Consider the following 13,499-nt stretch of genomic DNA (forward strand, 5'->3'; position numbering starts at 1 on the left):
AGATATCTCGAGCGCGCGCATTTGCGTGGACAAGCGTCATGTTCGCGCACATGTGCGAATGCAGCTCTGAGGCGTCAAGGGCAGCGCCTCCGGAGACTGTGGGCCACGAGTTGAGTATCGCGCCATCGAAGACCATAGGTTGTTGGCCGACCTGCCCGCAGATATTGATACCACGATACCGAGAGGCCCCTAAAGCTCTTGCTCCGAGACGCAAATCTCAGCGTCACCACCTGGAAACTCGGTCGAAATTGCGCCGTCGTGCCTAGAGGCCTGGCCGATGAGATCTTGAGCGTTACCACAATCTGGCACCGCGCGCGCCAACGCTGCTATTGGTACTCCGACTAGTCCTGAAGGCACCTTGCTCAGTGCAGTAGCCGGTGCTGTGCCCGCTGCTCTGGCAGGTGCGGCTCCCGGCCCGCCAAGATAACAAAAGCGTCATCGCCATGACGGTTGCCAAGCGAATTGGCTTTCTATACTTGCCTGTAAGAGACCAGATCAGAACACCACCAGAGATCGTCCGCCCATGACTACCGACCTTTGCGGCCCTCTTGAGGATCCGGAGGCGTTGACGATCGCTCGTTAACTTTGGATAAATGGTGGCTCGGCCACCTCTGAGTCCTGCTGGTTCACAGAAAGGAGCTACCAATGAGCTTGTGGAAGACCCTGCTTGGAGGTCACCATGGCAGCCGTCACGGAAGTTACGGCCATGGCGCGCCATCGCGCGACAGCAACCGCCCCGTGAGCGAACCTGCCGTAGCCGGAGTCGCGTGCCCGGCGTGTCGCGAAGCCAACGCAAACGGCGCGCGATTCTGTCAAAACTGCGGTACGTCGCTGCGTCCCAAAGCGTGCGTGCAGTGTGGAGCGACTATGGTCATGAACGCGAAGTTCTGCGGGCAGTGCGGAACTCAAGCACCTTAACGCCGCGGCCAGGGAAACGCGGCGATGGTTCGCCGCGGTGGCAGTTTTTTCCCATTTCTCCGGCGGCCCCTGAGCCTGCCCGATATCTCCAACATGACCAAATCGCTTCAGCAGATCCATACGCAATTGCCACGTTGGGCCGATCAATGGCTGGATACCATTGTCATTCTCACTCAGATCGCAGCTGTGACGCTCGTTGCTTGGCTGCTCATGCGTTTGGTCAGGCATTTGACCAAACGCATGGCTGCCAAGTATGGACTCCCCCCTCTAGTTGTCCTGCTGCCGCGGCGCGCCATCAACATCGCCATTGGCGCAGGCGCCTTTTTCTTGTCGCTGCAACGCCTCGGCGTGTCAGGCCCAGTGCTTTGGACAGCCTTTACCGGCTTCGTCACCGTGGGGGCTGTAGCCTTCTTTGCGGCTTGGAGCGTCTTATCCAACCTCTTCTGCACGCTGCTTATTTTCGTAACTGGTGCGTTTCGCCATGGCGACATAGTCGAACTTCTAGAATCAGGCGACAAACCCGGCTACAAAGGCCACGTCGTCGACATCAACCTCGTCTACACGACACTGCAGGACGCCACCCCAGATAGCGGAGGGGCCCTGCTTCAGATACCCAATAGCCTCTTCTTCCAGCGCGCCCTCAGGCGTTGGCGGTAAGCCGTTGGCTCGCAGTCCTTGCTAGTTGCGATGAAGGTAATTTCGCCACTCCGTGGTCAGTAGGGAAAGTCTGCACAACACCTGCAGGCGCGGGAGTTGTCATGCGCGATTTCAGATGACGGCAGCATTGGTCTGCCATAGGTGGGTTGCTGGACGATTTCGCCGCGACGGGCGACCTTGTAGCAGCATGCAGAGGCACTATCCATAGACAGCGCAAACAGCATGTGTAGCTGCGCCGTGTTCTTGAGCAGCCCGCGATAGCGCACCTTCACGTGCCCGAACCGGCGCCTCAGTGCCGGGAACAGGGTTCGACCTTGGACCGGATGCGCGCCTTGACCTGCTCCGCTTGTCCTTGGGCGTGGTTGGCCGCTGTACACACCAAGCTGTGCACAAAACCCGAGTTCGCGTCGACCCCAATGTGCCCTTCATCCTGACGTACCACTGGTCGCCCTTATTTGTCTGGTGCATCTCGGGATAACGGTCGCCACGGTTGTTCTTGGCCGACCTCGGCGCTTCGATCAGCGTAGCATCGACCATGGTGCCGCTTTTGAGCTGGAGTCCGCTGGTCATCAGCGTGGCAATGCCGGTGGCCAGGATCTACAAACTCAGGTTTGGGGCTTCGAGCAGGTTACGGAACCGAAGAATGGTGCTCTCGTCGGGCAAGCTGTCTTCGCCCGCATCCGTACCCAAGAACTCCTGGAACAGCGCCATGTCATACCTCGCCTCTTCCATAGCCGGGTCCGAAAGGTGGAACCACTACTGGATGGAATGAATACGCAGCAAGGTCTCAATGGAAAACGGCGTGCGCCCGCCTTTGGCGCCGGGTATCGGCGCGATCGGGCGATCAACGAGATCAGCTCTCGGCACACGGCACCACAGGCCCATCTCGTCCAGGAACTCGCGCTTGCGCGCCCTCTTCGTATCTCGCTCAAAACCGCTCTCGCACAGCAACCCACGCGCAAGCATTCAAAGCAGGGGGGTAAATCATCCACGGAGGGGTGATCTCGTTTTCGATGCCTGGATTTACTGCGGAGTCCGAGGGTAAACCCCATCACATCCAGGCGCACGTGGACACTTGACCCCATGACCGCCCGCCGGCCAATTCCCTCGGCCACTCGGGAGGGGCCATGTCAGGCTTTCATCAGCGCTTCGTCGGTACGACTGCATTCCCAAAGAACCTCACGGACATCGATGTCGGCCTTTGCTTTCGTCTTTCTACCGACGACGTCAAAGCGATCAAAGAGAAATACAAGGATCGCGCGCTTGGCCCTGCCGTGCTTCTTGTTTTCCTGCGGGCTTCCGGTCGATCGCTCGAGAAGCTCACCGCCGTCCCCTACATCGTCCTGAAGTACCTGTGCGCCGAGCTCGACATCAACGAGCGCCAGATCGCGACCCTCCGATCTCTCTATCAGCGCGCCGCCACCCTCACTGAGCACCGGAAATGGGTCCTTGAACATGCGGGCCTGCGAGACCCGGCGCAGAAGGACCTCGACGAACTGGAGGCTGCTCTCAGGGCGATTTTAGCCACCACCATCACCGCTGACGATCTGCGCAAACGCGCCGAGGTGTGGCTGCTTGAGCATCACCTCCTCATTCCCAGCGAGCGGGTCGTTCGCAGCATCACACACAAGGCCTCCGAAGCCGAAGTTGCAGTGGCCATCGAGGTTGTGCACACCAAGATTCCGGTTCCGCAACTGCGCAACGCCATTTCCGCCGTCTTCGGCGCACGCAAGGGTCGCAACGGCGGGACCATCCTTGAATGGTTGAAGGAAGCGCCCGGCAAGCACGGCCTGAAGTCGCTCAAGGAAGCCAGTCAGAAGATCACCTACCTGAAAGCGCTTGGCGTGCACGACTGGGATATCTCCGCCATCGGTGGTGACCGCATTCGCGCCTATGCCCGCGCCGTGATACATAGGCCACCGAGCGCGACGCGTCTGCTCGCCGAGAACACGCAGGCCCTCGAACTCTCATGCTTCCTGAGGGCCACGCTGCTCGAGTTCACCGACAACCTGTTCTATATCGGCGGCCGCCAGATCAATCGGATGATCGGGCATGGACGAAATCGCGTGCAGTCGACACGCGCAAAGTCGGCAACCGAGTATGCGCAGCGCGAGACGCAGGTGCGCGCGCTATTGCATTCCAAGAACACGACCGACCGCCACAAGGTCGAGGCTCTGCAGGCCATGTACCCGGAGGATGCGCCATCGAACAGCCTCTCCGGCTCTGCGGTCGTGCGTGACTACCTGGCCGGCGAGCGGCTGGCAATGGGCGCTGTGCTTCAAGCTTTCAACGGCATCGCCATCATGGGACCTGATGGTGATGACGCACTGGCCCAGGCCCAAGCCTTGCGCGACGTCCAGCAGCAAGGGGCCAGAGAACTTCCAGAGGGCTTCGACGCATCCATCACCTCCAAGGTCTGGCACGACCTGATCAACGGGCCCGACCGCAAGCGCGCACTCGGTGCGCTGCAGGCATCGACTGCGATGGCCATCCACAAAGGGCTGCGCGGCGGAACTCTCTGGATCGATCACAGCTGGAAGCACCGCAACCGCGAGGACTTCCTGATCCCCCACGACGAGTGGGAACGCGATCGCAAAAAACTCATCGGCGCGATGGGGCTGTTCTCCGACCCGAAGCTGTACCTCAAACGCGTGCGCCACAACGTCGACAGTGGCCTGCAGGCGGTATCGGAAGCGCTCAAGGCTGGCAAGCTTGAGATCAACCAGGAGCGCAACGTCAGCCTGCCCCGCCTGTCACCACAAGACATCGATCTTCAGGTGACGCGCAGCCGTGATGCCATCTTCAAGATCATCGGTCAGGAGCGGATCGAGAACATCGTCATCGAGGTCGACGCCAAGAGCAACTTCAGCGAGGCGTTGCTCGGGCGCAGGGCCAAGACCGTATCGGAGCTGATCGCGCTGTACGGTGGCATTTTCGCGATGGGCACCGAGAACGACGCCGCCGGCGTCGCAGCCATGATCCCTGGCGTTGAGGTGTCGCACATCGCCGCTGCAATGCGGACGTTGGAAAACGCTGAACGGGTGCGACAGGCCAGCGAGCGGGTGCTGGTCTTCCAGATGGAGCACGCGATCGCCGCGCTCTGGGGCAAAGGCGATAAAGGCTCCTCCGACATGATGGCTCTGGACGCGAGCAACCGCCTCTTCAACGCCCGCGTCGATCCCTGGCGACGCACTTTTGCAGTGGGCCTCTACACCCACGTGCTCAACTCGTACGGCGTCTTCTACGACCAGCCGATCGTGCTCAACACCCGCCAGGCCGCCGCAGCGGTGCACGGCGCCCATTGGTACAACACAAAGCAACCAACTGATCGGCGTCTGGCCTGGCTGGCGGTGGACACCCACGGCTACACCAACGTAGCCATGGCCACGGCGAAGCTGTGCGGCTTCGATTTGTGCCCGCAGTTGCGCAACCTCTCCGAGCGCAAGTTGATGTTGCTGCACGGAATGGAACTGCCCGAGAACATGGAGCGCCTCAATGTGAAAATCGTGACTGAGAAGTCGATCCTCGAAGGCTGGGATCAGGCGATGCGGGTGATTGCGTCGATCCACACCGGGCGTGTCTCCCCAAAGGATCTACTGGAACGGCTCGGATCCAATGCTTCTGGCTCGCCGGTCTTCAAGGCCTTGGACAGCCTGGGCCGGCTGTTGCGCACGGTCTTCCTGTGCGACTACTTCGCCAACGAGAGCTTCCGCCGCGAAATCCACACCTTGCTCAACCGCGGCGAGTCGGTACACCAGCTCCAGCGCTCTATCTACTTCGGTCGGATCGCGCCAAGCCGTGGCCGCCGTGAGGACGAAATGGCCGCCATCAGCGGTTGCCACGCGTTGCTGACAAACGTTGTGATCGCCTGGAACACGCACAGGATGCAGGAGGTGGTTGACCGGTTTGCAAAAGACAAGCACCCGATCGACGACGACTGGCTGGCGCACATGGGGCCGGTCCACTTCAGCGGTATCAACTTCCGCGGAACCATGGACTTCACGGTCACGCCCTACGCAGATGCTCTGCTGGACCGGGTTACGCGCCGTCGTCAGGCTGCTGGCTGATGCGCGGCAGGAAGGGCCGACCGCAAAAATCCGCAGCTGAAATGACTTGCCCAAAAATTGAGCGGCGCGCAATCGAGGGCTAAGCTGTTGATTTTGTTTGGGTCTGATGAGTCCGACCGCAAAAATCTGCAGCTGAAATGATGGTGCTCGAAAATTAAGCACGCAACCGGTAGTGGTGCGGGGTTCTTGCGCATCGGCTTTGGCGCTGGCAAGCTGACGCGGTCCGCAGCGCGTCGGCGCCGATGCCTCTATCAGGAGAACTACCTTCATGATCGACAAGCCTTTGCCCCCACCCCCCGGCTACGCCAGCTGGCTCGACTATGCAGTCGAATGTTTCAGCACCCGTGACCCTTGGCTCGATAGTGTCTTCGCAGGCATGTTCGATCCGTCCGTGCCGGAGCTTGATCGGGAGCAGATCCGCGAATCCGCGCGGATCGAGCTTTGTGCATTGCGCAAGGCCGCTGCGGGGTCATGAACGCCGGTCGCGTCCCGCGAACGCTGCATCCATCTGCCGCGCCCGCTTCACCTCATCGCCATGCAGGTAGATCGAGGTGGTCTGGATCGAGGCGTGCCGCAGGTTGTCCCGCACGGTGGTCAGTTCCGCACCGCGCGCCAGCGCGTGCGTCGCGTGCGTGTGGCGCATCCAGTGCGGGCTGGCGCGTCGTAGCTTGTCAGCGGTCATCGGGCTGTCGGCTTCGATCACTTCGGCGACCTTTAGGAAGAAGCGCCGCAAGATGCTCCACAGCCTGGCGGTCGTGATGCTGGCCGCGCTGTCCGGCCTTATGCTGCCGATCAATGGCGTACGTGGGTCCCATTTCGTGGGCGTGATCGGCAATTGGCGGTGCATGAGATAGTGATCGAGCGCCGCGCGTGCCATCGCTGGCAGGGCCACCTTGCCCGCCTTCCCGCCCTTGCCGACCAAATGCAGCATTGGTCGCCATGGCCGTCGACCTCGATCTGCCCTAGCGTGGCCGACACCAGCTCGCTGATCCGCAGGCCAGTGGCATATGCAAATTCGAGCACGAAGCGAAGGCGTTGCGCTGCCGGAACTTCCCACTGATGGCCCCATTCCAATCCCTCGGCCACGGCCTGGATCAATGACCATTCGCCATCGCTGAAGACCCGTGTGACAGCGGTCGATTCCGAGCGCGACGCCCCCCGCACCTTGATGCCAGCGAAGGGGTTGGCCAAGGTGTAGCGTTGCTGGATCAGCCAGCGGAACATCGCACCCACCACCGACAAGGCATAGGCGACGGAACGCGGGGCAAGGCCACCCGTGAAGGGCTTCCAGTCGTTGGCCGTGCGCGGCCGCGCCGGCCCCACCCAGCGCCGGGATGGCGTGGGGTGCCGCAGGAACGCGCGATACGCGATCGCGTCTTCCGTGGTGAGTGAGGTCAACGCCCGGCCGCGCTCGAGCACAGCCCAGAGGATCAGCCGTTCGGCCTCCTTGCGGTAGGCACGCTGAGTTGCGGCCGACTCGTGCAATCCGAGCCACGCATGCACCGCCTCGTAGTCGTTGCCCGCGCTCAGCGTGCTGGTGGCCGCTGGTGCCCGGAAGGTTCCTTGCGAGCCGTCGACATCCTGTGGAACGTAGAGCCGTTCCCAAGGAACCACGTCATGCTGCGCAGCGACGGGGACCAGCGCCCGTGCCCGCTCAGTCAATTCCGGGTGAGCCGCGAAGAATGCCTCAACTTGCCGGGCGCTGGTGGCGCCAAGGCCCGGGACTGCAGCCCACCAGCGACGCCGGCGCGGCACCCGCACTGTCAGGTCGGCCAAGGTCTTGATGCCATGAGCTTTGAGCGCCCGAGCCGCCCGCATTGGCAGCCAGTCGTCCACACCATCGGTCACCAGTGGCGCCGGTGTTGGTAGAAGGCGCACCGTTTCGATGCCTTGCAGAACGTCGCGAGCGCGCTGCAGCCGCTCGGCGGCCGGATGCTCCAGCAGCGCGGCCAAGTCCTCGCGATGACGTGCTCGGGAAAACGCGGCCAGTTGCTTGCGAATCGCGCTCAACATCGCTCGCGAGGACTGGCCGTTCGCCTTGTCATGGCCGAGGTACTGAGCGACGCAGGCGCGAGCATTCAGGCCCGCATACCAGGCACGCAATGCAGCCAGGGAAGCTTGCCCCGGGAATCCGATCGGAGAGCCGGCTCGTGCCGAGCCAGCTTCAATCCTTGTGACCTGGTGCGTTCTCATCGCGCCAGTTTAATCAAGCAAAGAGCCTGTTGTGATAAGAAAGATTATCTGAATAGACGCATGAACGTATTCTCTCCGCAGAGGGAGCGAGCAGAGGGCGCCCCCTCACCTCGCTGACGTAACTGTTGTAGCGAGCCCTGGTCCATGCGCATTGCTCAAGTTGTTGTGCTGTCCTGCGCACTCGTGCCGTTGCGTAACACCAGGACCGTGCTTGCTCACCAGTACCTGTGCGAGCAGGCCGGTGCCGGCATGCAACGGTCGATAGGGCGGCTCGGCGCTGGTGCCTGCGTGATCGTGTTACAGGTGGCGCAAGCGACCTTGGGGCGAACGTGGCGTACGACGTGGAAAGTGCCGGGTTCGTATGGGCGCACGCGTCGATGGCGCACAGCAAGTGCTCTGCAACCGCCCACTATTGCTGTTGGACGTTCTCCTGGCAGATGTCCAGCAAATTCTGCTCGAGCAACTTAGATTTAATAGGACATCTCTCGCACGGAGCGAAGCCGCCTGGGCCGCACACCCCTAGATCGATCATTCGCCGGTGTGGGACGCCTGCACGTCGCTCTTGGCTCCACGTAAGCGCAAGGCGTTGGTGATGACCGAGGCCGAGCTCAGGCTCATCGCCAGCGCCGCGATCATCGGCGACAGCAGCCATCCCGTGAACGGAAACAGCACACCCGCAGCGAGTGGTACGCCGAGGGCGTTGTAGAGGAAGGCGAAGCCGAGGTTCTGCTTCATGTTGGCGATCGTCTGTTCGGAGATGACACGTGCCTGCGCAATGCCTCGCAGGTCGCCCTTGACCAGCGTCACCTGGGCGCTGTTCATCGCGACATCGGTGCCGGTGCCCATCGCCACGCCGACGTCGGCCTTGGCCAGCGCGGGGGCGTCGTTGATGCCGTCGCCGGCCATCGCGACGATGCGGCCTTCGCGCTGCAGCTTGTCGACCAGCGCTAGCTTGTCTGCGGGCTTGACTTCGCCGTGCACCTCATCGATGCCCAGCTTCGCGGCGACGGTCCGGGCCGTGGTCAGTCCGTCGCCCGTGGCCATGATGACGCGCAGGCCTGATGCCTTGAGCGCGGCCAGCGCCTCCAGGGTGGTGGGCTTGATGGGGTCCGACACCGCGAGCAGGCCGGCTGGCTGGCCGTCCACCGCCAAGAACATGACACTCGCGCCCTCGGCCCGCAGGCCTTCGGCTTGCGGCTTGAGGTCGTCGACCCGTACGCGCAGCTGTTCCATGAGCGCCGTGTTGCCGAGCGCCAGCTTCCTGCCGGCCACGGCGCCGCTCACGCCGATGCCGCTACTGGATTCGAAAACCTCCGGTGTGTCCAGCGCCAGGTTGCGCTCGCGCGCCGCCCGCACGATGGCGTCGGCCAGCGGGTGTTCGCTGCCCTGGTCCAGGCTGGCCGCGAGGCGCAGCACCTCGTCTTCGGTGAAGTCTGGCGCAGGCACCGCGCGCTCGAACTGCGGCCTGCCTTCTGTCAGTGTGCCGGTCTTGTCGACGATGAGCGCATCGACCTTGCGGAAGTTCTCGATCGCCGCAGCATCGCGGAACAGCACGCCCTGCATGGCCGCCTTGCCCGTCGCCACCATGATCGACATCGGCGTCGCGAGGCCGAGTGCACAGGGGCAGGCGATGATGAGCACCGCCACGGCATTTATGAGGCCGTAAACCCAGCTGGGTTGCGGCCCGAAGAATCCCCAGGCGAAGAACGTCAGCACCGCGATGCCAATGACGGTCATGACGAAGTAGCCGGCCACGTGGTCGGCCATGCGCTGCATCGGCGCCCTGGAGCGCTGGGCCTGCGCAACCATCTGCACGATGCTCGCGAGCACGGTTTGCGAGCCGACCTTTTCCGACTGCATGACCAGTGCGCCGTTGGTGTTCAGCGTCGCGCCAATGAGCTTGTCCCCGACGCGCTTGGTCACGGGCAACGGCTCCCCGGTGAGCATCGACTCGTCGACGGCGCTGGTGCCTTCGATCACCACCCCGTCCACGGGCACTTTTTCCCCCGGCCTGACGCGCAGCTTGTCGCCAACATGCACATGGCCGATGGGCACGTCTTCTTCGGTGCCGTCGGCACCGATCCGGCGTGCCGTCTTGGGCGCTAGACCCAGCAACGACTTGATGGCCGCGGAGGTTTGCGAACGTGCCTTGAGTTCGAGGATCTGCCCCAGCAAGGTGAGCGAAATGATCACCGCGGCCGCTTCGAAGTAGACCGAGACACGCCCCATCGATACGAACGACGCGGGAAACACGCCGGGCGCCACTGTGGCGACCACGCTGTAGGCGAAGGCGGCGGCCGTGCCCAGGCCGATCAAGGTCCACATGTTCGGGCTGCGGTTCGCGACGGACTGCACCGCACGCTCGAGGAATGGCCAGCCGGCCCACAGCACGATCGGCACGCTGAGCACAAGCTCGATCCAGCTCTGCGTGCCTATCTCGAACCACTGCAGGCGGTGGCCAGCCATGGCGAGCACGGTGACGACAACGGTAAGCGGCAACGTCCAGATGAAGCGCCGCTTGAAGTCGTTCAGCTCGGGGTCTTCGCCCTCGCCGAGCGTCGGCATCTCGGGTTCCAGCGTCATGCCGCACTTGGGGCAGTTGCCCGGATGGTCCTGCCGGACCTCCGGGTGCATGGGGCAGGTGTAGATCGTGCCGGCGGCATCCGCCTGCGCGGTGGGCTCGATTTCTGGGACCGATGACGCATCAGGCTCGGAGGCGGCCTTTGCGTAACTCGCCGGATCAGCCTCGAATTTCGCCTTGCACCCTGCGCTGCAGAAATAGACCGACTTGCCCTCACGCTGCAAAACGTGAGGCGATTGCGCGCTCACCTTCATCCCGCAGACTGGATCTTTCAGCGATCCTTCGAGCACATCGGTCGAGCTCGCCGCTGGGGAGTGCCCATGCGAAGCATGGCGATCATGCTGATGTTCTGTTTGTCTGGCGGGCGTGTCGTTCATTCGAAATCTCCGACAGGAAATAAAGAGATGGCGGGCTGGAGACCCATCTCCGGCCCGCAGTACTTCACCGGGGCAGTTACGTCGGCCGATACCCCGCTTGCGCCAAGGCTGCAGCGGCGGATGCGCGGTCCTCCGTGGTTTCGATGCGCACCGTCCGGGTTGGCATGTCGATCTCGATCCTCGCTTGCGCATCGAGGTTCTTGACCGCTTGAACCACCCGGTTCGCGCAGCCGCCGCAGGACATCGACAGGATCTCGAACTCTTGCATGGAGACTACTGCACTGCTGCCTACGAAGTTCTTGTCGAGATCAGCGGGCCGCTTCGATCTTGGTGACCACGATCTTCCCGTCGATCTTTTCCGCCAGGAAGCGGACCTTGGCCCCCGTCTCGACCTTGTCGAGCATGGCGTCGTCCATGACGCCGAACACCATGGTCATGCCGGGCATCTCCAGATTCCTCAGCGGACCGTGCTTGATCGTGAGCTTCTTGTTGTCCTTGTCCACCTTGCGGACCTCGCCTTCGGCAAGCTCCGAGGCCGCGGCGGCATCCGAGCCGCTGGCTGCCGGCGCCTTATCGGACATGCCTGGCATGTCCGACATCGATTTGGAGGATTGCGCGCTGGCCGCGCCAGCAAACGAGAAGGCGGCAACGAATGCTAGTAGTGCGATGCGAATGTTCGACATGAAATTCTCCTTGGACATGAATGAATTTGCAGTCCCGCCGCATCCCGGTGAAGGCCTGCAGCGGGAGCAGCGCACTTACTTCCCAGTCTTGGTCACCTTCACGGCGCCCTTCATCCCGGCGTCGTAGTGGCCTGGTTGCAGGCAGCCAAAGTCAACCTTGCCGGCCTTTGTGAACTGCCAGACGATCTCGCCGGTCTTGCCGCCGGCCAAGGTCACCATGTTTGGATCGGCATGCTCCATCTCGGGGTTCTTCTTCATGACCTCGTAATGCTCCTTGAGCTCCTTCTCGGTGCCGAGCACGAGTTCGTGCTTGATCTGCCCCGAGTTCTTGATCACAAAGCGCACGGTCTCGCCCTGCTTGACTGTGATGTCGGCAGGCGTGAAGCGCATGCTGTCCGTCATGTCCACGTTGATGGTACGCGTGGCCTTGGCAGCGACGCCGGGCTTGCCGATCGCCTCGTCGGCATCGTGACCATGGCCGCCGGCATGCGTGCCCGATGCGAAAGCGCCTGCTGCAGCCAGTGCCATCAAGGCAGCGAGTGCGGTGCTGCGGAGAGTGTGTTGCATGTGTTTCCTTTGAGAGTTGGACGGGAACGGAGAAAAGATCAGTGGTTGGAATGACCACCGGTGGGTTTGCGAATCTGGACTTCAATGTTTCTGGCGGGCATGTTCTGGGCGGGCATCGCAGCTGCGCCCGCGCCGCCGTGGCGCGAGGTCTCGGGCGCCGCACCATCGAACTCGTAGGCCACAGTGCCAGCGGGATGCTTGAACCAGCCGGGATTGGAGTAGTCACCGGCCTTCTGTCCTTTGCGCACCTTGACGACGCTGAACATGCCGCCCATCTCGACCGAACCGAACGGACCTTCGCCGGTCATCATTCGCGCGGTGTTGTCTGGAATCGGCATTTCCATTTCGGCCATGTCAGCCATTCCACGCTCGCCCATGACCATGTAGTCGGGCACCAGTTTTTTGATTTGGTTGGCCACGTCCTTGTGGTCCAGTCCGATCATGGTGGGTACGTCGTGACCCATGGCGTTCATCGTGTGATGGCTCTTGTGGCAGTGGAAGGCCCAGTCTCCTTCCTCATCGGCGAGGAATTCAATCTGGCGCATTTGGCCAACCGCCACGTCGGCGGTCACCTCGTACTGACGCGAAGACTTGGGCGTCGGTCCACCGTCGGTCCCTGTGACGAGAAACTCGTGTCCGTGCAGGTGCATCGGATGGTTCGTCATCGTCAGGTTGCCGATGCGAATGCGCACCTTGTCGTTGAGCCCGACGTTGAGCGAATCGATGCCGGGGAAGATCCGGCTGTTCCAGGACCACAGGTTGAAGTCCAGCATCGTCATGATCTTGGGCGTGGCGCTGCCGGGCTCTACGTCGTAGGCATTGAGCAGGAACACGAAGTCGCGGTCGACCTTCTCGATCAGCGGATGCTCGGCTTTGGGATGGGTCACCCAGAAGCCCATCATGCCCATGGCCATCTGCGTCATCTCGTCTGCATGCGGGTGGTACATGAAGGTGCCGGGCCGGCGCGCGACGAACTCGTAGACGAAGGTCTTGCCGGGCCGGATGGGCGGCTGGTTCAGGCCCACCACCCCGTCCATGCCGTTGGGCAGCCGCTGCCCATGCCAGTGGACGCTGGTGTGCTCGGGCAACTTGTTGGTCACGAAGATCCGAACCCGATCGCCTTCCACCACTTCGATGGTGGGTCCAGGCGACTGGCCGTTGTAGCCCCACAGGTTGGCCTTGAAGCCGGGCGCCATCTCACGCACCACGGGTTCGGCCACGAGATGGAATTCCTTGACGCCATCGCGCATGCGCCAAGGCAAGGTCCAGCCGTTGAGCGTGACCACGGGGTTGTAGGGGCGCCCGCTCGCGGGCATCAGCGGCGGCATGGTGTTGGGCGTGGTCTGAAGCACGGGCTCGGGCAGCGCGGCCATCGCCACCTTGCTCACGCTCGCGGCCGCGAGGGCGCCCGTGATGGCACCGGCGCCACTCAGAAAATTGCGTCTGTTTGTCATGT

Annotated in this window: 9 protein-coding genes and 2 pseudogenes; 4 read left to right on the top strand and 7 right to left on the bottom strand. The window is 62.5% G+C overall.

Features of this window, described 5'->3' with window-relative positions; all coding sequences use genetic code 11:
* Positions 1–645 precede the first annotated feature (645 nt).
* Both ACTIF6_RS25530 and ACTIF6_RS25535 read left to right on the top strand, forming a co-directional pair.
* Positions 646–918 (top strand): double zinc ribbon domain-containing protein, encoded by a 273-nt coding sequence (locus tag ACTIF6_RS25530; protein ID WP_204735907.1) that lies wholly within the window; start codon positions 646–648, stop codon positions 916–918.
* A gap of 93 nt (positions 919–1,011) precedes the next feature.
* Positions 1,012–1,575, top strand: a complete 564-nt coding sequence (locus ACTIF6_RS25535; RefSeq protein WP_204735908.1) for a mechanosensitive ion channel family protein — start codon at positions 1,012–1,014, stop codon at positions 1,573–1,575.
* Positions 1,576–1,781: 206 nt separating this feature from the next.
* Here ACTIF6_RS25535 and ACTIF6_RS25540 read toward each other — a convergent pair.
* Positions 1,782–2,541, bottom strand: a pseudogene (locus tag ACTIF6_RS25540) (IS5 family transposase); the annotation flags it as partial.
* A 161-nt stretch (positions 2,542–2,702) separates the two neighbouring features.
* Here ACTIF6_RS25540 and ACTIF6_RS25545 point away from each other — a divergent pair.
* Positions 2,703–5,642: a Tn3 family transposase gene (locus tag ACTIF6_RS25545; protein ID WP_439590536.1), complete on the top strand. Its 2,940-nt coding sequence runs from the start codon at positions 2,703–2,705 to the stop codon at positions 5,640–5,642.
* A gap of 268 nt (positions 5,643–5,910) precedes the next feature.
* Positions 5,911–6,117, top strand: coding sequence for a hypothetical protein (locus ACTIF6_RS25550; protein WP_204735910.1), 207 nt, complete (start codon positions 5,911–5,913; stop codon positions 6,115–6,117).
* On the opposite strand, the pseudogene ACTIF6_RS25555 reads toward ACTIF6_RS25550, so the two are convergent.
* The 6 genes and pseudogenes from ACTIF6_RS25555 to ACTIF6_RS25580 all read right to left on the bottom strand — a co-directional run bounded on the left by ACTIF6_RS25555 (position 6,112) and on the right by ACTIF6_RS25580 (position 13,497).
* Positions 6,112–7,835 (bottom strand): annotated as a pseudogene (locus ACTIF6_RS25555) (phage integrase family protein). The gene ACTIF6_RS25550 and the pseudogene ACTIF6_RS25555 sit on opposite strands and share 6 nt — an antisense overlap.
* A 528-nt stretch (positions 7,836–8,363) precedes the next feature.
* Positions 8,364–10,793: a heavy metal translocating P-type ATPase gene (locus ACTIF6_RS25560; protein ID WP_439590537.1), complete on the bottom strand. Its 2,430-nt coding sequence runs from the start codon at positions 10,791–10,793 to the stop codon at positions 8,364–8,366.
* A 76-nt stretch (positions 10,794–10,869) separates the two neighbouring features.
* Positions 10,870–11,061, bottom strand: a complete 192-nt coding sequence (locus ACTIF6_RS25565) for a heavy-metal-associated domain-containing protein (protein ID WP_439590538.1) — start codon at positions 11,059–11,061, stop codon at positions 10,870–10,872.
* Between the two features lie 40 nt (positions 11,062–11,101).
* Complete coding sequence (locus ACTIF6_RS25570) at positions 11,102–11,476, bottom strand: copper-binding protein (RefSeq protein ID WP_439590539.1); 375 nt, start codon at positions 11,474–11,476, stop codon at positions 11,102–11,104.
* A 75-nt stretch (positions 11,477–11,551) separates the two neighbouring features.
* Positions 11,552–12,043: a cupredoxin domain-containing protein gene (locus ACTIF6_RS25575; RefSeq protein ID WP_439590540.1), complete on the bottom strand. Its 492-nt coding sequence runs from the start codon at positions 12,041–12,043 to the stop codon at positions 11,552–11,554.
* 38 nt (positions 12,044–12,081) lie between these two features.
* Positions 12,082–13,497 carry a multicopper oxidase family protein gene (locus tag ACTIF6_RS25580; protein ID WP_439590541.1) on the bottom strand — a complete coding sequence of 472 codons (1,416 nt, stop codon included), beginning with the start codon at positions 13,495–13,497 and terminating at the stop codon, positions 12,082–12,084.
* Between the last annotated feature and the right edge of the window lie 2 nt (positions 13,498–13,499).

The organism is Hydrogenophaga sp. (assembly GCF_051860785.1).
In the GTDB taxonomy this organism is placed as follows: Bacteria; Pseudomonadota; Gammaproteobacteria; order Burkholderiales; family Burkholderiaceae_C; genus Hydrogenophaga.